Annotated in this window: 20 protein-coding genes; 6 read left to right on the top strand and 14 right to left on the bottom strand. The window is 51.1% G+C overall.

All coding sequences use genetic code 11. The features are described 5' to 3' along the window. Positions 1 to 16 precede the first annotated feature (16 nt). Both ICA20_RS11785 and yciA read left to right on the top strand, forming a co-directional pair. Complete coding sequence (locus ICA20_RS11785) at positions 17 to 556, top strand: septation protein A (RefSeq protein WP_038640994.1); 540 nt, start codon at positions 17 to 19, stop codon at positions 554 to 556. Between the two features lie 164 nt (positions 557 to 720). Beyond that, entirely contained in the window at positions 721 to 1,122 is a 402-nt protein-coding gene (gene yciA / locus ICA20_RS11780; RefSeq protein ID WP_038640996.1) for an acyl-CoA thioester hydrolase YciA, read from the top strand. Between the two features lie 87 nt (positions 1,123 to 1,209). Here the strand turns inward: yciA and tonB are convergent, their stop codons facing one another. Beyond that, a complete protein-coding gene (gene tonB, locus ICA20_RS11775) occupies positions 1,210 to 1,926 on the bottom strand; it encodes a TonB system transport protein TonB (RefSeq protein WP_038643203.1) in 717 nt (238 codons plus the stop codon). A 224-nt stretch (positions 1,927 to 2,150) separates the two neighbouring features. Between tonB and ICA20_RS11770 the strand changes: the two genes are divergently transcribed. After that, complete coding sequence (locus ICA20_RS11770; protein ID WP_006684292.1) at positions 2,151 to 2,447, top strand: YciI family protein; 297 nt, start codon at positions 2,151 to 2,153, stop codon at positions 2,445 to 2,447. A 151-nt stretch (positions 2,448 to 2,598) separates the two neighbouring features. Next, complete coding sequence (locus tag ICA20_RS11765) at positions 2,599 to 3,252, top strand: SOS response-associated peptidase (RefSeq protein ID WP_149282258.1); 654 nt, start codon at positions 2,599 to 2,601, stop codon at positions 3,250 to 3,252. A 14-nt stretch (positions 3,253 to 3,266) separates the two neighbouring features. Here the strand turns inward: ICA20_RS11765 and ICA20_RS11760 are convergent, their stop codons facing one another. Beyond that, on the bottom strand, positions 3,267 to 3,713 hold the full coding sequence (locus tag ICA20_RS11760) for a S24 family peptidase (RefSeq protein WP_232067035.1): 447 nt from the start codon (positions 3,711 to 3,713) through the stop codon (positions 3,267 to 3,269). A 21-nt stretch (positions 3,714 to 3,734) separates the two neighbouring features. On the opposite strand from ICA20_RS11760, the gene ICA20_RS11755 reads away from it, so the two are divergent. Beyond that, the gene (locus ICA20_RS11755; RefSeq protein WP_086539176.1) at positions 3,735 to 3,977 is read left to right on the top strand and encodes a DinI family protein; all 243 of its coding nucleotides are present in this window, start codon (positions 3,735 to 3,737) and stop codon (positions 3,975 to 3,977) included. Between the two features lie 138 nt (positions 3,978 to 4,115). Here ICA20_RS11755 and ICA20_RS11750 read toward each other — a convergent pair whose 3' ends face one another. The 7 genes from ICA20_RS11750 to ICA20_RS11720 are packed head-to-tail and all read right to left on the bottom strand — an operon-like array spanning position 4,116 to position 12,267. Next, entirely contained in the window at positions 4,116 to 5,558 is a 1,443-nt protein-coding gene (locus ICA20_RS11750; protein ID WP_348957249.1) for a phage tail protein, read from the bottom strand. 9 nt (positions 5,559 to 5,567) lie between these two features. Next, positions 5,568 to 6,512, bottom strand: coding sequence for a DUF6453 family protein (locus ICA20_RS11745; RefSeq protein WP_149282306.1), 945 nt, complete (start codon positions 6,510 to 6,512; stop codon positions 5,568 to 5,570). Between the two features lie 2 nt (positions 6,513 to 6,514). After that, positions 6,515 to 9,748, bottom strand: coding sequence for a DUF1983 domain-containing protein (locus tag ICA20_RS11740; protein WP_149282307.1), 3,234 nt, complete (start codon positions 9,746 to 9,748; stop codon positions 6,515 to 6,517). Between the two features lie 55 nt (positions 9,749 to 9,803). Next, positions 9,804 to 10,403 carry a tail assembly protein gene (locus tag ICA20_RS11735; RefSeq protein WP_038641010.1) on the bottom strand — a complete coding sequence of 200 codons (600 nt, stop codon included), beginning with the start codon at positions 10,401 to 10,403 and terminating at the stop codon, positions 9,804 to 9,806. After that, the gene (locus tag ICA20_RS11730; RefSeq protein ID WP_149282308.1) at positions 10,391 to 11,122 is read right to left on the bottom strand and encodes a C40 family peptidase; all 732 of its coding nucleotides are present in this window, start codon (positions 11,120 to 11,122) and stop codon (positions 10,391 to 10,393) included. Before ICA20_RS11730 ends, ICA20_RS11735 begins: the two co-directional genes overlap by 13 nt. A 12-nt stretch (positions 11,123 to 11,134) precedes the next feature. Beyond that, positions 11,135 to 11,908, bottom strand: coding sequence for a phage minor tail protein L (locus ICA20_RS11725; RefSeq protein ID WP_038641014.1), 774 nt, complete (start codon positions 11,906 to 11,908; stop codon positions 11,135 to 11,137). An 8-nt stretch (positions 11,909 to 11,916) separates the two neighbouring features. Beyond that, positions 11,917 to 12,267, bottom strand: coding sequence for a phage tail protein (locus ICA20_RS11720; RefSeq protein ID WP_149282309.1), 351 nt, complete (start codon positions 12,265 to 12,267; stop codon positions 11,917 to 11,919). 192 nt (positions 12,268 to 12,459) lie between these two features. Here ICA20_RS11720 and ICA20_RS11715 point away from each other — a divergent pair, with 192 nt between their 5' ends. Beyond that, positions 12,460 to 14,073 (top strand): DUF4041 domain-containing protein, encoded by a 1,614-nt coding sequence (locus tag ICA20_RS11715; protein ID WP_149282310.1) that lies wholly within the window; start codon positions 12,460 to 12,462, stop codon positions 14,071 to 14,073. A gap of 60 nt (positions 14,074 to 14,133) precedes the next feature. Here the strand turns inward: ICA20_RS11715 and ICA20_RS11710 are convergent, their stop codons facing one another. The 5 genes from ICA20_RS11710 to ICA20_RS11690 form a co-directional block, all read right to left on the bottom strand. Next, a complete protein-coding gene (locus ICA20_RS11710) occupies positions 14,134 to 14,616 on the bottom strand; it encodes a hypothetical protein (protein ID WP_047416540.1) in 483 nt (160 codons plus the stop codon). Between the two features lie 100 nt (positions 14,617 to 14,716). Beyond that, complete coding sequence (locus ICA20_RS11705; protein WP_149282311.1) at positions 14,717 to 17,764, bottom strand: phage tail tape measure protein; 3,048 nt, start codon at positions 17,762 to 17,764, stop codon at positions 14,717 to 14,719. Continuing rightward, the gene (locus ICA20_RS11700; RefSeq protein WP_023622567.1) at positions 17,764 to 17,961 is read right to left on the bottom strand and encodes a DUF1799 domain-containing protein; all 198 of its coding nucleotides are present in this window, start codon (positions 17,959 to 17,961) and stop codon (positions 17,764 to 17,766) included. Before ICA20_RS11700 ends, ICA20_RS11705 begins: the two co-directional genes overlap by 1 nt. Before the next feature lie 107 nt (positions 17,962 to 18,068). Next, on the bottom strand, positions 18,069 to 18,407 hold the full coding sequence (locus tag ICA20_RS11695) for a phage tail assembly chaperone (RefSeq protein WP_127674238.1): 339 nt from the start codon (positions 18,405 to 18,407) through the stop codon (positions 18,069 to 18,071). A 41-nt stretch (positions 18,408 to 18,448) separates the two neighbouring features. Next, positions 18,449 to 19,381, bottom strand: coding sequence for a phage tail tube protein (locus tag ICA20_RS11690; RefSeq protein ID WP_065944824.1), 933 nt, complete (start codon positions 19,379 to 19,381; stop codon positions 18,449 to 18,451). Positions 19,382 to 19,415: the final 34 nt, after the last annotated feature.

Here is a 19,415-nt window from a genome sequence, read left to right as displayed (position 1 = left end):
GATGACGGAATGAAGAATGAAGCAGTTTCTTGATTTTTTACCGCTGGTTGTCTTTTTTGCCTTTTATAAGCTTTACGACATCTACGCGGCGACCTCGGCACTGATTGTCGCGACGGCTGTGGTTTTGATTTACAGCTGGGTTCGCTACCGCAAGGTCGAGAAGATGGCGTTAATCACCTTTGTTCTGGTTGCCGTGTTCGGTGGCCTGACTATCTTCTTCCACAACGATGAATTCATTAAGTGGAAAGTTACGGTGATTTACGGACTGTTTGCCAGTGCGCTGCTGGTTAGCCAGTGGGTGATGAAAAAGCCACTGATTCAGCGCATGTTAGGCAAAGAGCTGACCCTGCCGCAGCAGGTCTGGTCGAAGCTTAATTTAGCCTGGGCCGTCTTTTTCATTCTCTGTGGCCTGGCGAATATCTATATCGCTTTTTGGCTGCCGCAGAATATTTGGGTCAACTTTAAAGTATTCGGCCTGACAGCCCTGACCTTATTCTTTACGCTGCTGAGCGGTGTCTATATTTACCGCCATCTGCCGCAGGAAGATAAATCGTAATACATGTCCGCCAGATCAACCGATCTGGCGAATTTTTATCCCCTCAGGTTCCTCATTACCGCTAACCCGGCTTACTTCCACTTCACACGCCGCATCCCTCTGTTCTCAACGCGCAAATTCTAGTAGCATCGCGCCTGTAATCTTTCTCTATAGTCGGTTCAACAATGACAACAACGAATAATACTCCCCAGGGTGAACTGGTTTTACGCACTCTGGCTATGCCTGCCGATACCAATGCGAACGGTGATATTTTTGGCGGCTGGCTGATGTCACAAATGGATATAGGTGGCGCTATTCAGGCCAAAGAGATCGCACATGGTCGTGTGGTAACGGTGCGCGTTGAAGGAATGAGCTTTTTACGCCCGGTTGCCGTAGGCGATGTGGTTTGTTGCTATGCGCGCTGCGTGAAGCGCGGGACGACCTCGATCAGCATTAATATTGAAGTCTGGGTGAAGAAAGTTGCTTCAGAACCTATCGGCCAGCGCTACAAAGCCACCGAAGCCCTGTTTATCTATGTTGCCGTTGATAAAGACGGTAAGCCACGTCCGATCCCTACCCTGGGCTGATAAGTCACGATAGCATCGCCCTCCGGCAATCACTCAGTTCATTGCTTATTGCCGGATGGCGGCGAACCGCCAAATCCGGCCTGCGCCTTATTCAATCTGCGTTGCGCCGTTCAGACGGAACACGATATTCACTACCAGTCCGGAACCCGGTTTCCCGGCCTCATAGCGCCATCTGCGCATCGCATTTTTCACTTCACGCTCAAACATATTCGCCGGCTGCGCGGACAGAATTTCCACGTTTTCAACACGGCCATCCGGCGTCACATCAAATTTAACTTTAACACGACCTTCTATGCGCAGCGCTTGCGCTCGCGCAGGATACTGCGGCTGATTACGGCTTAAAGCGCGAGGACCTGCTGGCGCACTTACCGCTGCTTTACTGGTTGCCGGCGCGGTACTGGTCGTTGGACGCGCAGGCGCCGTATTTTCAAATGGGGATGCCGGGCGCGGCTCTGCGGGTTTAGCATCACGTTTGGGCTGCTCTACCACTTTTTTCACCGGTTTTGGCTTCGGTTTAGGCTTGGGCTTCGGTTTCTCAATCACTACCGGCGCCTCTTTTGGCGGCTCCGGGATTGGCTCTGGTTCCGGTTCTGGCTCGACTACGGGTTCCGGCGGCGGCTGAACGGCCTGGGGCGGTTCGAGATCGGCAGGCGCGACCATGGTAACGGAGATCGGCTGCGCTGGCGCAGGCAGTTCAATAACCTGATGTACCGAGGTATACAATAGACCCGCCACTACAGCACCATGGATGCCGACGGAAAGTAACGTTGGCCAGGGAAAGCGACGAGGTAAATCAAGGGTCATTGAAGTCATAATCGTTTCAGTTAAAAAACCAGGCCCTGATTTTAAATGCAAATAGCAATCATATTCAATAAGACCTGGGCAGTAAGCCGCATTTAAAACACGATTTTATGTAAAAAAACCTTCATCACAATGTGGTCTTAACAAATCCGTTATCTTTACGTTGCAGTTGGCATGCCTTTCCAATAACGTAATTAACGACTTTTACCGATTAAGGAGCTCTACCCGTGCTGTACGTTATTTATGCTCAAGATATCGCAGACTCTCTCGACAAACGCCTTTCCGTGCGCCCTGCTCATCTGGCCCGTCTGCAACTCCTGCATGACGAAGGACGACTGCTCACGGCAGGACCGATGCCAGCAGTTGACAGTAACGATCCGGGTGTCGCGGGTTTTACCGGCTCGACGGTGATTGCAGAATTTGAATCTTTAGAAGCAGCGCAGGCGTGGGCAGAAGCCGACCCCTATGTCGCAGCAGGCGTTTACGCGCAGGTTTCAGTAAAACCGTACAAGAAGGTTTTTTGAATTTAAATAATTAACCTTAAATTCAAATAGATAAACACAAATATTCATCCAAAATCAAATTTAAGGGCGCATTTAGGTACACATTAACCTACGCGCCCTCTCTTTTAGTTACCACCTATACTTTCAGTCTGACATATGGCTGGAGGTTTCTATGTGTAGACGCTTTTCACAGTCGATGACGCGTGAAGACTATCTCGTCCTTCTCGCTGACGAAGTCGAACGAGACATTCCATATGACCCGGAACCGATCGGGCGTTTTAACGTGGCGCCAAGCACCAGAGTTCTGCTTCTGAGCGAACGTGACGAGAAACTCCATCTTGAGCCAGTTATCTGGGGATACGCCCCCGGATGGTGGGATAAACCACCGCTAATTAACGCACGCTCTGAAACGGCGGCCACCAGCAGAATGTTTAAACCACTCTGGCAGCATGGGCGTGCCATTTGCTTTGCTGATGGCTGGTACGAATGGAAAAAGGAAGGTGACAAAAAGCAGCCCTACTTCATTCATCGAGCCGATGGTCAGCCGATATTCATGGCGGCGATCGGCAGCACACCATTTGAACGTGGAGATGAAGCAGAAGGATTTCTGATAGTGACGGCTGCTGCCGACAAAGGACTGGTAGATATTCACGACAGGCGGCCACTGGTACTGTCACCAGAAGCCGCTCGCGAATGGATGAGGCAGGACGTTGGAGGAAAAGAAGCTGCGGAAATTGCGGCCGATGGTTCCGTGCCGGCTGAGAATTTTATATGGCACGCCGTGACGCGTGCCGTAGGGAATGTGAAAATTAGGGCTCCGAACTGATACAGCCAATGTGATTACATCACCGGGCAATCATCAAATTCCGCGTTCCTGGCATCATTAATGATGTACGTGATCACCCCGAATATAGCGGGCGCAGAACTGTAACCGTCATCATCTACTGGCAGCGCCTCCCTTCTTCCGTTCTCCAGATTTATCAGGTGGGGCTGAGGGTGAGTTCGGTATCGCTTGATCCTGAATTCCCCGTCTATCGCGCATATCAGCAGCGAGCCATCACAGGGAGAAAGTGACGCATCAACAACAAGCAACGCTCCCTGGATTATCCCTTCCCTGAAATGTGAACGCGATGCCCGCATGAAATAAGTCGCTGCGGGCTGGCTGATTAACTGCTGATCGAGGGAGATTCGTGTTTCAACATAATCTGCCGCAGGTGAAGGAAAGCCCATATTTACGCCCTCTCTTGAATACCGGATAAAAACACAGTATAAATACTGTATATCCATCCAGTAAAGAGGCAATGAGCAATGTTCGTGGAACTCGTTTATGACAAAAGGAATTTTGATGGGCTGCCCGGTGCAAAAGACATCATTCTGGGCGAATTGAGTAAGAGGGTTCACCGGATCTTCCCCGATGCTGATGTTCGGGTTAAACCGATGATGACACTGCCGGCGATCAACACTGACGCCAGCAAGCATGAGAAGGAACAGATAAGCCGTACTGTTCAGGAAATGTTTGAAGAGTCTGATATGTGGCTGGTTTCAGATTAAACGCCTTGAACCGTCATATTGCTTAAGTACAATCCGCCGTGACTGGCAATCATTCAATACTCGCACTATCGAACGTTCGCCAGTCGGTCGCAGCCATGCTCTTGCATACGGCGTAGCTGCGGCACCTGTCAATTTGTCCTACTGAGCCTCCTGCTGATTTTGCTGGGGTTCAAGTTCAGCTTTTATCATAGCCTCCTGTGACTCTTTCGCCTCTCTTAGTCTCTGTTGCCAGATGCTGTCTTCCGGCATTTCCACACGTACGGAAACATAAGAATCCGCCGGGATGTCAACTGGCTCACCGTCAGCTACTGTCTCAGTAAATACACCGTTAATATCAGTACTTCCTATCCGGTTCTGAGCAAACTGTGGGGCTGAGGGATAAACCCGGTGATATGTCCTGACCAGGATTGAACCATCAGCATTGACTTTGTAATCCAGCCAGATGCGGGGCTGCTTGTTTCTGTCGACTGGGATTTCGAAACCACCATCTATTCCTCCCCATGCTGCATCAGAACTCAGACCGATACATCCGTTTATGAGATACTCGCCCTTCGCAGTCCTGATAACAGAGACCCCCTCCGACTCCTCATTGGTAGTAAATTTTCCGCTTCCAAAAATATTGACGATCGGTGATGCCTGCTTGATAAAACCGTTGCTGTCTACGCTTGTATTTGCCTCGGTTCTTAATTTATAAAATCGGGAGAAATACCATGCACCACCAGCCAGTGCTGCCCCACGGAAACCGATATTAATACCCTTACAGGCAATCTGAAAAGATGTATCAGCCCCTGACTGATCATGCCATCCCCGGTTATTAATCAGCCCGACTGCATCCGTGGCACCAAACCCAGATTGTGGGAGACTCGAACCTTTTGTCAGTCCACCTGATATCCCCTTTGGATAATTCTCCATCGAATCATATGCAGAGATTAAACGAAAATCAGTCACAGCCTGCATGGCGACTAGCTTTTCCCCTGACTGGTAATTTTTTAATGAATCATCGGCGTCTCTTGTCGCTGCCGATTTCAGTTCCAGCGCCTGCCGTCCACCAGCAGCATCTTTCGCCCCCGTCCCACCCTGGGCAATTGACAGCGGAGTAGTGAGCCCGTTTAGGCTGGTAATGTCAGAGTTAGCACCTTTCTTTGCCAGGCCTTTCAGTGTATCTGTTATACCGCTCAGTGTGGCTGCAATACCGCCCCATGCAGGCCCGGTGAATGAACTGCCATCCGGCAATTTTACCGTGACATCTCCACTGCTGCTGAATATCAGTTGCCAGTTCTGTTTGTCGTAATTCAGCCCCCGCAGCGCCTCCGTGTTCTGCACCACCATTGCGGCAGTGACCATATTCAGCGCCACACGGGAAACGGCATCCCAGGCCAGGTTATTTGCTGTCGGACCAGTAAAGGCACTGACCAGTGTCAGCGAATCATTGCTTTCGATGGATTTTACCGGAAGGGTGTAGGCTATGCCGCCCACCACAGAAACGACAAAGTCACCAGGCTGAAGCGTCGTACTAAAAGAGGCCTGATAGCCAAGAACTGTTGCCGAGTTATGAGTTAACTGAATAACACCTGCTGACATGGTGATTCCTTAATACATGTTCGGAAGAATAAGAATGGGCATGGCGATATTTCTGTTACGGGTCATATCCCATGAACCGGAATTGCGGTCCGCAAATACTTTGTTGTAGGCTGACCTGACGCTACCGCCTGACATGACCACGCCTTTGGTTCTGATATTTCCCCATCCACCTATCATTCGTACCTGAACGCCGGTATAGACTATCTGGCAGAACCCGCCGCCTATATCCTGGAATGCGTCGGTAATCTGGATTTGTCGGTCATACACAAAGGGGCGTTTCAGCGTGGAGAACGTGACCTGACCCGCGGCGTTGGTCATCGTGATACCGTCGCCGCCGACAGGTGCTGTCTGATTGAATATCACCAGGTCAATCGTCGCCGTTCCGGCCACATCGTCCCGCCCGGTGTAGGAAATATCGCGAACGATGATATTGCCGCCATCAAACCCCACCGACACATTCGGGTTATCCCATTTACCGAAAGGAATACCGCCCACAGGAAGCGGCGCGCTGCCGTTAACCGTAATGCGCCCGGAATAAGCGCAGGTCATCAGCGCGGCCTGATTGGATATGGCGGTGAAGTCAGTCGAGTTTGAAACAAACAGCCCTTCGTTATACGTCGCCGCAGGCAGCAGCTCCATGACGTAACCAGACCAGTCGGGGACAAGACTTTTTCCGCCTATGGTCTCAGCCCCGATGATGACCCCGGAATCACCGTTTCGGGTGACGCTGGTCATAATGGCCACATCAAACTCAGCAAAGGAATAGATGTAAATGGGGTTCGTTGGCACAACGATAGCCTGTGAACCAGGAACGAGTGGCGTATTGACAGGGTACTGCATTGACTGGGATGACCAGCCCGAGAAGGATGTGCAAAAACTTGGGGCACGCAGCCCCGCAGTAATTGCCATCACCGGACGGCCATCGTTGTAATTAATAAATATCCCTTCCGGCATTATTACCCCCTCCATGTTCCAATCTGAACACTCCCACCATTTGTCAGATTAACGAGAAGTCCATAACCATCGATTACGACTTTGTTATTTATCCCGTTAAAAGAGAAGTTCCCGCTGTCGGCATAGAGTTTCCCATGCAATTCAGCGTTTCCATTTTTATCAATGCGCCAGCCAGCTGAGCCTGCAACGAAGTTGTTCGACTGGATAAAATTACCAATCTTGGCATTGGTAATGCTGCCATCCTGAATAAACGCATCACTGATAAACACCTGACCATTCACCACTGCAAAGGGTGAATATTGCGTATCACCGCTGCCACTCATCAGGACGAACTGATTGGCGTTAAATCCGACACGAGTGACTACCGGCTTACCCGCTTCCGCCAGCACCGCAATCGACATCCCGGCACCGTAAAAAATATCGTTGATGCGCACTCCGACTTTCAGGGTATGAATGGCCGTAGCACTTGTAGCGTCAACGGTGGCAGTGAGCTTATCCTCAAGCGAGGCGGTTACATCTTTAATCTGCGCCTGGACCTGAGTGGACATTTCAGCCATCGCTTTATCAACATCTGCAATGGTCGTTTTAACCACCAGAATATCCGCGCGTACTTCACCATACTGCGCCCACTGGTGTTCCACGGTTGCATGGTTGGCCAGCGCGTTCTGCAATGCGGCTTCGAGGTTAGTATCAATGTCGCTTGTCAGGCGATCACCGTCGGCTGACGTCAGGAAGCCATCAGCAATATCCCCCAAGTAATCATCAGCATTCGCATTGGATTCGCCACGAACCCAGTCGGTCCAATCACTCTGATTACCAATGCGATCGACCAGACGAGCCCGGTACCAGAACTCCTGACCAGCCTTCAAACCCAGTTGGGTATATGTGTGTTGCGGATACGGAACGCCAGCAAGCAGCAGTGGGTTATCCCCATTTCCGTTTGCTGAATACTGCAGTTCGGTCTGGAGGGTATCACCTGTATCTGCCGGAAAGGACCAGTCAACCTGTATACCCCAGTTGATTGCTGTGGTGCGCAGACCAACCGGCTTGGGAACATCCCCAGTACGTCCAGTGAGATGAGTCAGCACAGAAGAGGTCCACAAACTGGACGCTCCACCAGAGTTAATGGCGCGGACTCTCACGAGGTAATCGCCTGAGAAAATCCCGGCGATCTCTATATTGCGCAGGCCTGTTTCGGGAATGTTGATCCACTCATTATCACCACGTTTCCACTGTGCCTGATACGCGACAATATCCGCCTGAGGTTTCCCATTTTTATCTACTGGCGCATCCCAACTCGCAACCATGGTCGCAATACGCTGCCCCTGCCGGACCGAGTCGTAACTGCTAATCGCGATATTCGTGGGCTGGCTAACCAGGCCTGTCGGTAACAGACTAATCGGCGACGTATCCAGCCGGGCGTTGTTATCAACGGCATCGTATTTTGCGCCGTTGTACTCTGCACCGGTGATACTGTAGGTGTTCTCTTCATCGTTAAATGTCAGATTGGTTACGCGGAAATACTGCAGGCGCAACTGACCTGCATCGATAACAAAAATGGCATTAGGTAATGGAGCGGCGGTAAACGCAGTTGCCAGTATCAGTTGCTGGCCGTTAACCGCCTGAATGGTTCTGCTCTCAACGGTACCGCCTTGGGTACGAATCATCAGCGTATCACCCGCCACCGCACTCGTGCCGCGATCGGTAGTTACTGACTTCAACCCTGCATCGTAATCAGTAATACGTCCACCATAGACACGCCCAGACAGCCGCTCATCTGCAAACGCAAATACGGTCCCCGGCACATAAGCGAAGCCATCAAGTCCCGTCTGGACAGTGATAATACGGTCCAGAGAATTGGAGTACACTGCCCAACCACCCCGGCGCTGAGCTTCGCTTTCACGTGTGCAGCCAATCGCGGTTAGCTGAGTCTGCTTAAACTTGAACTGCTTAACCAGTTCGGGGAACATCACTGCAGTAGTGCGATCCTGATAGTGGTTATCCGGATCACTAAAGTTAATCAGCGCTGAGCTATAGCGGTTCTTTTCACTGCCGCTGGAATAGGTTGGTTTCCCGACCACAGAGGCACGGGTGAGGATCTGAAGTTTTGACGTATCTGCTGGCATATCAGAGACAACATTGAACATGTTGTTGCCCCAGAACGTCATGCCGTTAAAACCTGCCGCAATATCCTTAATCACCTGCCAGGCATCAGCCTGAGCCTGGATATAAACGTCAAACATAAAGCGAGGCTCGGTACCGCTGCCCCCCTTTCCATCCGGTACCTTCTGATCGCAGCGCTGGGCAATACGATATAGCTCCCATTTATCGAGCATCGCTGGCGTAACCCTGCGACCTAGGCCAAAGCGCGACTCAGTAAGAATATCGAACCAAATCCATGCAGGATTATTCGTCCATCCCCATTTGAATGTACCGTCCCATGTACCGCCATAAGTGCGTGTAATCGGATCGTAGTTCTGCGGGATGCGGATCACCCGGCCTTTCGGCTTGCAGGATATCTTCGGGATGTTGCTGAATGCTTTGGCGTTGAATGACACATACAGCAGCGCGGTATGTGGATAACGGAGACGCGCATCAATCACCTCGGTGATCGCCTGTACCTGCGTTTTGTTCTGGAGCATTTGGCTGGTACTGTCTTCGGTATCGCGCACGACCCGAATCTGCCAGCCTGTGTTCGCTTTCGGTAGGTTAATACGGTGCGTCAACTCATAGAGAGAGCTGAGTTTCTCCGTAACAGTTTTGGTCATTACGGTGCTGTACGCGCCGCCATCAACGGCAAGGTCGATATGGTACTGAACCGTAGTACCGACAATATCCCCATCGTTTTCCTGCTGTTGAAGGCCTGGAATGCCAACGCGTACCAATACGGCATCGATCTGGATATTGCTGATAGCTCGAGTCCATGGCGTGGCCTTTGTCAGCGATACGCCAACCGTAGTTTCATTCTCGACAGCAGGAAATCCCGGTATTGGTGTCTGGGTCTGTGTGCCAGGCCGGAAATCCCATGACACATTTTCAAAGTTCATCGTTCCGTCGTGGTTTCCCAACGGCGTACCGTCCAGGAATATCCGGGTCGCATCCAGGCCACCAGCAAACTCACCCTCCCCGAGCGCCAGCAGCATGCGGCAGCGCGCCATTGACTGAGCCGAATCGGGCTGCTCTACAGGCGTGTGCTGCTTCTGGCTGCCACCCTTTGCACCAGTGATCGCTTCCATATTACATCCATAAAAAAAGCACCCAATTGGGTGCTTGATATTCAGAAAGGAGTTTTCAGATGTCTTCTGCGACTATGCCAGCACTGATGATGGCGCCGCCAATCTCGCGCTCCCCATAAAGAAGCGCGACCGGGTTACCCATCGCAAGGGTGTTCACCGAGCCACCGAAGGCATATGAGGGTTTATTGTCAGGATCGTCTCGCCCCTGTAGTCCTTTTGGTTGGGGAGACAGCATCTGGTAGATACCGCCAGCCATCATTGATGCACCGGACATTACAAGCCCGGCACCGAATGTCAGGCCAACACCTGTCCAACTAGTCATTGCGCCAATAACAACCCCAGCAACAACCATGACAGCCCCCAGAATGGTCTGAAACATACCCGCCTTTTTCGCCCCTTCCATCACTGGCGCGATGCGAATATCGCTTTCCCCGGATAGCTCCTTAAAATCATCAACTCCGATATTGCGTTTCCCGCGGAACACCGCAAACGTCATACCGTTCTTTTTGGCGTTCATCAGGTAACTTTCCAAACCGTCCAGGTTGATGCAAAGCGCCTTTACCGCCTCAGCTGATGTCTGCACCGCCAGCCTGTGAACACGGCCAAACCGGGCTCCAAGTACACCGTACAATCGAATCGTGGTTAAACGCGCCATGGCTGAATCTCCTGCAGTAGCTCTTTGTGACGGACGCAGATCATCGTTCTGTCTTTGAAATAACCTCGTGCATACGGCGTGATGCAGGATGGTTGCCCGTACAGATGGTGAAGCAGCTCGCCTTCCTCGGTAATGATCCCCGCGTGATTCCACTTACTGGATTCAACCTGCATGATGACCATACAGCCTGGCGACGGGTCGCATTCGATAAACCCCTCCCGTTCCCAGTTGTCGAAATACAGGTTGTCCGGGTACTGGCTTTCCCACCATGGGTAATCGACGCGGAAATCGTTAAGCATCACGCCTTGGGTGGCATGCCAATCCATTACCAGTCCCCAGCAGTCATTTGAGCCCAGGATAAACGGACGCCCGATAAGGGGTACCGCCTCCGGCATTATCTCAGCGTATTCGTCACTATCCGGCGCGTAAATACCCCAGACCACGCCGGAGTTATTACACTGCTGGCGATCGAGATCTGAAGCTATTGCACGCGCGCCATCACCCGGGTGCGAGTGAATGACACGGATTATGGTTCCGCTATCTTCAGCATTCGCCCAATACTCGCCGTCAATACGGAAATGCTCTGTCGGGTTTTCGTGCCTATTCGGTACCGGGATATACCGCTGGCGCCGTCCTGACTGGATGACGAAGCCGCAGCATTCGCGCGGGGATACCTCCAGTGCATGAGTCCGGATAGCGTTCATTATCGTTTTGTTCATATTGAAGTCCGGTTATCGGGAGAAGAGAACAGTTGCCGGGAATCCACCAAAATCGAGAGTGGCAGTATTAGGTTCAGCCAGGCCCGCACCAAATCGCTTGCGGCAATCGCTCAGGCAACCACCGCACACGTCCAGCGCAGGGTCAGCAACCGCATTCCCTTTCGCATCAAAATACGCTGTTCCGTTGTAGGTGCAGCCGTCACCGCTTCGGTACTGGCCGCGCAGAGCCCACTCGCACAGCGATGTAATTTGACGGGTGGGAATAACTAGGTTCTGCAAATCCGCTGGGCTACTCAACGCCCACGTCACCACTTCATCATCTTCAGAGGTTTTCGTGTCCAGCCAGAAAGTCTGGAGAGTAAACATCGACGGATCAGCTGTCGCGTTCACGCCACCAGGGAAGTTCACCGCATCGAGGTAAACAGTGTAGGTGTCGATGATACTCACCTTAGCGTTAACCATGTCCTTGAACTGCAGGCAGAGCGCAGTGATATGCCCGTCAAGGTTCGATACGCTAAGTTTCGGCTCAGCGGCCTGGTCGGTCGAGAGAGCGAGGTCAGAAATCTGGAATGGCCAGAAGTCGAAGGTTTTACCATCCCAAAATATGGGCTTTGGTCCAAGTTTAGTCTCATCGCCTTTCGCCGCTTCGATCTCGGCGGGTGTATGGGGAAATGGACTGTAGTGGAAGCGATGAATACCGCCACTGAACTCTGAAGCATCTACTTCAACCAGCCGGACTCTACCGCCCGGCGCCAGCATTGCAGCTGTATCAATCAGTGCTGTCATGCTCCACCTCAGGCATAGACGCCATAGGCGCGCTTAATCGTGAATGTAAGCTCAGCGAATTTGCTGCTAATCTGGTTTTTGCGCACGGAGTCGGCGACAACGCGGTACAGTCCTTTCTCTTCGCCCGGCGGCGTGATGATGAAAGCCTTAACGGTATGCGCCAGGAGAAAGTCCCGAACGGTATTCACTTCAGTATCAACGCCCACATGCTTCATTGGTACCTGAATAGCCGTCGAGTTAATGCCGTTCTCGGCCACCTGCTCGTAGCCATCACCGAACTGCGCAGAGCGTATTGTTTGACTGTATTCTACGGCCCCCGCGCCGAGCTGCGAGTGCCAGTTGTAGGTTTCAACTGCCATATTTGCTCCATAAAAAAACCCAGCCGGAGCTGGGTTAAAAGATAGGTTATTTATTTGGCTAATGAAAAATTGACCTGAAACAACGTCATTGAAAAAAGAATTAGTTACTTCACATATATAAAATGATGAAATATGCGACACTCCGTCGATATTTTTATCCATCATAGCTAACCAATTCACAGGGATAGTTTAATGAATATTGTGCATTATGCAGCCATTGGAGCTGTAGCTTTCGTAGTTGTTCTAACGATTTTGGTGATTAACATCATTAAATTGAAGTCAGCAAGGGCTGATGCAGCAGAAAAGGCAGCAAAACTTGAGCGCTACGCGACAATCACCAATGCTGAAACAGAAGCTGAACGAATCGTGAACGCAGCTAAGCAAACCGCAGAAGAGTTAATTATTGATTCGCAAAACAACCTTGACGAAGCAAAAGCTGTGGCAACCAAAACTATTGCAGCCAGTGAAAAAGATGCAAAATCCATAACTCAGCGTGCGGAGGATATTCTATCAGATGCTCGTTTAGCAGCTAAGCGAATGAACGCAGAAGCGCTAACTGCTGTAGAAACACAAAGAGTCAAGCGTACAGAAATTGAGAAGCAGATTGATGAGCTGCGCAAATCCTATCGTGAGAAAAAAATTACTTACGATGAGTTGGAAGAAGCGCTATCAATCTATAAAGATGATATGGAATTTGCCGACATGGGGTTCTATGCACCACACTTCGATTTTGAAACATCGGCCAGTTTTCAGAATGCGATCAAGGCATGTCGCGAACGACAAAAAAATCTGCTACGTGACAAAACTGAATTTGGCGCAATACATTGCCCTACTGAATGGACGGTAGGTGGCTCTAAAAGCGAAGGTCGGAAAATGACCACTCGCGGCATTCAGATGACAGCACGTGCATTCAACGGTGAATGTGATGCAGCTATTGCAAACTGTACATTTAAAAACGTTTATCAAATGGAGCAAAGAATTTATAAAGCATTTGATGCCTTGAATAAGATGAATGAGGTTAACCAGATTTACATTAATCGTGCTTTTTTAGATTTGAAGCTAGATGAACTTCGACTTACACATGAATATCGTTTAAAAAAACAAGAAGAAAGAGAAGAACAACGTGAAATCCGCGCTCAGATGGCTGAGGAGAAGCGAGCTCAAGCCGAAATTGATCGTGCACTTCGAGAGGCCGAAGATGAAGAGCGTCGCGCCCAAAAAGCGTTGGATAAAGCCCGTAAAGAAATGGAATCGAAGCTAGCCCAAATGACAGCTGAGCAAGTAGAGAAGCACCAAGCTAAGGTATCCGAACTAGAGCATGCCTTAGAAGAGGCGTTGTTGAAAGGCCAAAAAGCTCTTTCAATGGCTCAGCAAACTAAACGCGGTCATGTGTACGTTATTTCTAATATTGGTTCGTTTGGTGATGATGTTTTTAAAATAGGAATGACGCGTCGACTTGATCCTCAAGATCGAGTGGATGAACTGGGTAGTGCATCAGTTCCATTCCTGTTCGATGTTCATGCAATGATTTTCAGTGAAGATGCCCCAGCAATGGAAAGCATGCTCCATCAGCGTTTCAATGAGCAACGCACTAACCTAGTTAATAAGCGTAAAGAGTTTTTCAATGTAAAATTAAGCGATATTAAAGATGCTGTATTTGAGATTGCAGGAAATGATGTAGATTTTATCGAAACAGCAACTGCTCAGCATTATTATGAAACAAAGGCAATTCGTAAGCAGAAAGCGGATATCATTTCAGTTGTTCCTCAAGAGGAAAAACTACCTAGATTTGCGGACGCAATATAACATTTCAATGACAAATTTAAGGGCGGTTTTTAATCGCCCTTTTATGTTAAAAGTCATTAGTTACATGTTTTTGTAATAGCCGACTTTAGAATCAAAGTCCTGTTTTGCGAGAGGCGTTTGGCTTGTCACATAAGTCTCCCAAGAGCTATACGCCTCTACGAGCGCGCGCTTTTCTTCTGCATCCTTAGTGCTCGATTTCATTATTTCAAACACTCCAGAAGCATTCTCTTTGCGTTTGTTTTTTCTGTTAGCGCCGCAAGTCGCTATTGCATCGGCTACAGAATCATTCCACCCAACCAACTGCAGGATCTCCATTCTCTTTTGAATCACGAACTGATCCGCAGACGCATTCCGTGCCTGAGTCGACAGGTATTCAGCAAACTCCATTTTGTTCATTGGCACCTTTGAGACTGGCTCAATATTTACGTCACACTTCGAAAGCTCATTATACTTGGCTTGTTTTTGCGCGTTGTTGACTGGAGCATTACCCGCGCACGCAGAAAGAGCCATTGCTAACACCACTGTCGTGAAGACCTTTTTCATTATCATCCCCTGATTAGTATGGTTTTGACATAATAACCAGGGGAGGCATCGGTGTAACCAGGTACGGGTGATATTGCCATATCAGAATTTAAGACGATGCCTATTTTGACTGGAACTGCCTACCAAGGAGGCCATCACTTCGAGTTGCCCTCATAAGGATCTCCGTCACCTTAGTTTCTATTTCCTTCCCTAACGCCCGCGCTGCGGCGTCTCCGTCTCCAGATGTGTTAGATGTTGCATTGCCCTTATTATCGACATAAATATCAATGTTGACCTGCGGCTGGGCTCCACCTCCACCCTGCGCCCTGACACCAAGTCTTCCAGCAGAATCCCGTGTCAGCGGCATGATGGCCTCTTCGCCAGCCTCAGCAAATACTCCGCCTTTGGCGAATTTAGATGCCCCCTGGAAAGTGAAATACTGAGGAGAGTCGTAGACGCCATTCACGTACTTACTGAGGCCCGGAGACTCATAGACTCCGCCTTTTGCGTTCGGGGTGAATGATGGAACAGCGAATGATTGCCCGCCCCCAGCCGAAGTACCAGAGCCACCACTGATCCACCCCATTGCGGCCTGCACTGCATATGCAACCATGAGGCGGTTCGTCACATCAAGGATCATCTTGAGCATGGATTTGCCGAATTCTTTAACTGATGCTTTGCCAGTGGTCATCAGCTCAGTCAGCATGTCGCTCAAGCCGGTCAACGTGGAGCTGGCGACGTTCTTCACGGCGTCATAGGTATTCGTGGCGGCCTCAAGATATTCATTCCAGCCACTAACTGCCCCTGCTTTCCAGTCACCCCGCAGCTTATCCTCTTCGGCGTAGTAGTTACGAAGAGCTGCCAGCTCTTTCTCGTAGCCAGCATCCTCTAATTTACCACCACCATTGATCCATCCCTGACGAAGCTGCGCCTCTTCATTCATTCTCTGGGCCATGCGACTGCTTAAACCCGACCCGCTACGTAACGCCTCAGATTTTTCAGTCATCTGCGTGACATACTTATTTGCCTGTTGTGCCAGGCCGTTAATCTTCTGTTGTACCTCTACTTCTTTGTTCTTCTGATCCACAACCTTCGCGGCATTCAGAATGGCTTCCCGGCTAGACAGAAGAGATTTCTCCTGTGCGGTGAGGGCTCGGGTTTTGGCGGCCTCGTCCAGTTCCGCAAAACGTGACTGCTGCTTGCCCAGTTCGGTGTTTTTGGCGTGAATATCGCCGGTCTGACGCAGGGTTTCGAGGGTTTCCGTTAAGGTCCTTGCCTGCGCCCGGTAGTTCTCCAGAGTGCGATCGCCAGCATCCAGCGTGGCTTTGGCTTCTTTGGTCTTTTTGGCTGAGTCTTGTGCAAGCTTCGAGACTGCGTCTCTTGATTCTCGACTTGTTCCGCCATCACCTTTTACGTTAGACCCTCGCGCTTCAGCCTCATAGTTTGCCTGTGCGTTAGGCGCAGTGACGCGCTTCCAAAGCTCGTTATAGCGTTTTTTGTTCGCCTCAATCTCTTTGTCCGCTTCCGCACCAGCCTTTTTCATTGCCTCAACGTCCATGCCGAGGAAATTAGCCAGCGCACCGCCACCCGGGATTTTATCTGCCCAGCCAGCGATGGTGCTGGTGAACTTGGCGTCCAGAGAGGTGATATTGAGGAACAAGTCTTTGATCGAGGACTTAACCAGTTCGAAAATATCGATGATCTGGTTTCCCCATGCGCGCACGGTAATACCTATATCGCCGAAGGTGTCAGAAGCGCTCTTTTTAAGGTTTTCCCACGTTTTACCGATATTATCGGTCGCTTTGTTGGTCTCCTCTGCGCGCTTTGCCATGACGCCTGCAAACAGCTCAATAGCTTCGGTAACAGCCGCCTGCTCCCCCTTCTGCTTACGTAGCTGGATAATGTGCTTGATCATGGCTTCATCAACGAAACCATATTGTTCATTGAGGCTGGCAAGCCCTTTAACCGGATCGCTGACAATCTTTTCGAAGTCGCTCATTGCCGCTTTGGTATCATTTCCGGCCTTACCCATGAGGGTGATGGTCGTTGCGACCTGCTTCATCTGGCTTGCGGTATATTTGCCAGTATCGTTCAACGTAACCAGCGTATCGACAGTGGAGCTAATCGATGTATTCGTCTTGCCAGCCACTTCCTCAGCGGCCTGGTTGAGCTGCTGCATTGAGGAGAAGCCAGCCCCACCCATCATGATGACAGAGCGTGCCACCTGCTCAAATTGCTCCGAGGAGTTATACGCTGCGGCAGCCAGCAGGCCGATCGTGCCAATCAGCCCACCAAGTGCGATTGTGGTAGGGTTAATCATCCCAGCCATGCTGCGGATGTATTCGCCGACGCCGGACAACGCCCCCTGAACCGAGCCGAACTGGTCTTTAATCTGCCCGCCCTGTTGCAGCAGAATCAGGAACGGCGACTGACCGCCAGCCAGCTGCGTGGCGATATCGGTGAATTGCGCCGGAAGCGTGCGCATTGCTGCGCTGTACTGACCAACGGAGATTCCAGCGCGCCGGGCAGCAGCTTCCTGCCGGGATAGCGCCTCTGGTAGTACGTCTGCGACACCAGAGAGGCGCTCACGCGTCTGGTTAAGGATTGTGTTGAAGTGCTCGAACTGAGCGCCGTTAATGTGCCCTGCTTCGAAATGGGCCACCAGCTGTGCGTGCTGTTCATCCAACGAATTGAACGCGCGGATAGTCGGGTCGATGGATCCAAGAAGGTTCTTTAACGCTGCGGACTGCTTCTCTGCCGCCTGGGTAGCGGCTAATTCGGCCTGAGCACGCTCCGCGGCTTCTCCGGTGTCGGTCAGCTTGAGACGGGTGTCGTCCAGGATTTTGTTGTAAGCCTGAAAGGTATCGGTATCCAGGAAACCTTTGGCCTGGAATTTCCGCAGCGATTCTTGCTGCTCATCCAGGCGGTTTAAGGCCTTGGTAACCGGGTCGATATTCTCCAGCAGCCCTTTGAGCGCGTTCTGCTGCTCCTTAAGTCCTTCACTGCCTTGCTTCGCAGATTCAGCGCCAGCGCGGAACACGCTATTCAAATCATCTGCTTTATCTACGGCACCGGCCGCCGCCTGGCCGAGTTTATCCAGTTCGTTGCTGGCTGTTTTCAGGTCAGAAACATCGGCCCGCAAAGTAATCGAGGCGATCTGGTCTGTCATTATTTCGTCTCCTTATGCATTACCTTGAGAGCCTCGCTTTCCATAATTTGAAGGTCAGCCATGCAGGCCGCCGCATCCTCAACCCCGTGTAACTCGAACATCCAGGGGAGAACGTTGTAATCAAGGCCTGTCGCCCCGCTTGCGCCGACTCGCCACTGGGTCGCCAGGGAAGAGAAGATGGTGAAGGACCTCCACACCGAGGGAAGGATCCCTACCTCTTCCTCCACGTCCTCAGGCGTCAAACCAAAAGCGCTCAGCTCCGGAAGCGTCGGTCCAGGCGTATACAATGCTGCGGCGACCTGCCTCAGTTTTTTTCGCGGATACCCATCAGCTCTTTGGTGTATGCCAGACCGATGCTGTCGAATGCGCGTGGATAGTTCTTCAGGAGGACGATCACGTTATCGCGATTGAACTCATCCGGCAGCGCCCAGCCTTCGACAATTTCCATGAGGTAATCGGCCTGCGGCTCAATAGCAGCCTTTTTACCTTCAGCAGCCTTTTGCAGCTTCTCGTCCATGGAGCGCAGCTCTTCCAGCGTCTTATGGCGGAAGGTGAAGGTCAGTTTGCCGTCTTCGGTGCCAGCTCGCGGGATACTGGCTGTCACGGAAAAAGTTGGGTTCGGGATCAGGGAGAATTTGGTCATTTGTTTATCTCGGTAAGGCCCGGATTACCGGGCCAGATTAATCAAGTAATGCTGACGGTGCATCCGGCAGAAGTGAGCGTCTTGCCTGCGGCGTCGGTAACTTCGCAGGTATACACCCCAGCATCGGAAGACTGAGCGGACGGAATGTTGAGCGTGGATGCGGTTTTGCCCGGAATGGCTGTGCCGTCCTTCTTCCATACGTAGGTATACGGCGCGGAACCGCCCTGCATGACCACCGACAGATCCAGAGCTGCATTAGCAGCAACAGACTTGGTTGCTGGCAGGTCGGTCAGGAACGCCAGAGGTGTAGCAGAGGAGTCAGCAATCGGGTAAATCTGCATATCCGATTCGAAGTTCATGCGCGCTTCGTTGCTTTCCACTGCGTTGATTTCGGTACGTGGTACACGCTGGAAGGATACTTTTGCAGAGTAGTATCGATCGGCTTTGCCGCGCGGGTTGTGGAACCAGACCGCCGTGGTGTCGCTGGAGTCATCCAGGTCGATGAGACGTTTATAAATCGCCAACTGCGGGTCATGCGCGAAGGTGTAGACCTGTACCACCGCATTTTTGAAAGTCGGGATGGTACGGGCCTTATCATCCTCCAGGAACTGGACACTGATAGTCTGCTGATCGCCGCCTTCAGTGGACAGCGTCATGACCTGCGGCATGGTGATCCACGAATCGATTTTACGCAGCGTGCCTGCGCCGGTGCCCGCCGGGAATTTCTTGGTATCGGTGGTATCAAACGCTTCCAGCACGATTTTCGTACCGGTTACTGACTTGACACGCACCACCATGTTGTCAAGCTTCAGCCATCCTGAATTAACCTGAACAACATCGCCCGCGAGGATGCCAGCCGCAGAGGCAACGGTCAGTTCGCATTCCGTCGCATTGGATGCCGCAGTGAAGACAATCGGCGCAAGATACGCCTTGGCCACGTTAACACGCGACCCGTTAGGGATTGCGAATGCCATAGCACTCTCCTGAATTTAGGTAATAAAAAACCCG

The sequence above is a fragment of the Citrobacter sp. C5_2 genome (assembly GCF_014596845.2).
Classification (GTDB): domain Bacteria; phylum Pseudomonadota; class Gammaproteobacteria; order Enterobacterales; family Enterobacteriaceae; genus Citrobacter; species Citrobacter werkmanii.
The sequence above is the reverse complement of the archived record's forward strand: the minus strand, read 5'-3'. Positions and strand labels throughout refer to the sequence as shown.

Bases quoted from the DNA above. Each gene is read 5' to 3' on its own strand.
- ICA20_RS11755 (WP_086539176.1), top strand. From the start codon at position 3,735: ATGTTCGTGGAACTCGTTTATGACAAAAGGAATTTTGATGGGCTGCCC.
- ICA20_RS11705 (WP_149282311.1), bottom strand. From the start codon at position 17,764: ATGACAGACCAGATCGCCTCGATTACTTTGCGGGCCGATGTTTCTGAC.
- ICA20_RS11690 (WP_065944824.1), bottom strand. From the start codon at position 19,381: ATGGCATTCGCAATCCCTAACGGGTCGCGTGTTAACGTGGCCAAGGCG.
- ICA20_RS11760 (WP_232067035.1), bottom strand. From the start codon at position 3,713: ATGGATATACAGTATTTATACTGTGTTTTTATCCGGTATTCAAGAGAG.
- ICA20_RS11750 (WP_348957249.1), bottom strand. From the start codon at position 5,558: ATGTCAGCAGGTGTTATTCAGTTAACTCATAACTCGGCAACAGTTCTT.
- yciA (WP_038640996.1), top strand. From the start codon at position 721: ATGACAACAACGAATAATACTCCCCAGGGTGAACTGGTTTTACGCACT.
- ICA20_RS11720 (WP_149282309.1), bottom strand. From the start codon at position 12,267: ATGGCAGTTGAAACCTACAACTGGCACTCGCAGCTCGGCGCGGGGGCC.
- ICA20_RS11710 (WP_047416540.1), bottom strand. From the start codon at position 14,616: ATGAAAAAGGTCTTCACGACAGTGGTGTTAGCAATGGCTCTTTCTGCG.
- ICA20_RS11730 (WP_149282308.1), bottom strand. From the start codon at position 11,122: ATGAACAAAACGATAATGAACGCTATCCGGACTCATGCACTGGAGGTA.
- ICA20_RS11715 (WP_149282310.1), top strand. From the start codon at position 12,460: ATGAATATTGTGCATTATGCAGCCATTGGAGCTGTAGCTTTCGTAGTT.
- tonB (WP_038643203.1), bottom strand. From the start codon at position 1,926: ATGACCCTTGATTTACCTCGTCGCTTTCCCTGGCCAACGTTACTTTCC.
- ICA20_RS11735 (WP_038641010.1), bottom strand. From the start codon at position 10,403: ATGGCGCGTTTAACCACGATTCGATTGTACGGTGTACTTGGAGCCCGG.
- ICA20_RS11765 (WP_149282258.1), top strand. From the start codon at position 2,599: ATGTGTAGACGCTTTTCACAGTCGATGACGCGTGAAGACTATCTCGTC.
- ICA20_RS11725 (WP_038641014.1), bottom strand. From the start codon at position 11,908: ATGACAGCACTGATTGATACAGCTGCAATGCTGGCGCCGGGCGGTAGA.
- ICA20_RS11785 (WP_038640994.1), top strand. From the start codon at position 17: ATGAAGCAGTTTCTTGATTTTTTACCGCTGGTTGTCTTTTTTGCCTTT.
- ICA20_RS11695 (WP_127674238.1), bottom strand. From the start codon at position 18,407: ATGACCAAATTCTCCCTGATCCCGAACCCAACTTTTTCCGTGACAGCC.
- ICA20_RS11740 (WP_149282307.1), bottom strand. From the start codon at position 9,748: ATGGAAGCGATCACTGGTGCAAAGGGTGGCAGCCAGAAGCAGCACACG.
- ICA20_RS11745 (WP_149282306.1), bottom strand. From the start codon at position 6,512: ATGCCGGAAGGGATATTTATTAATTACAACGATGGCCGTCCGGTGATG.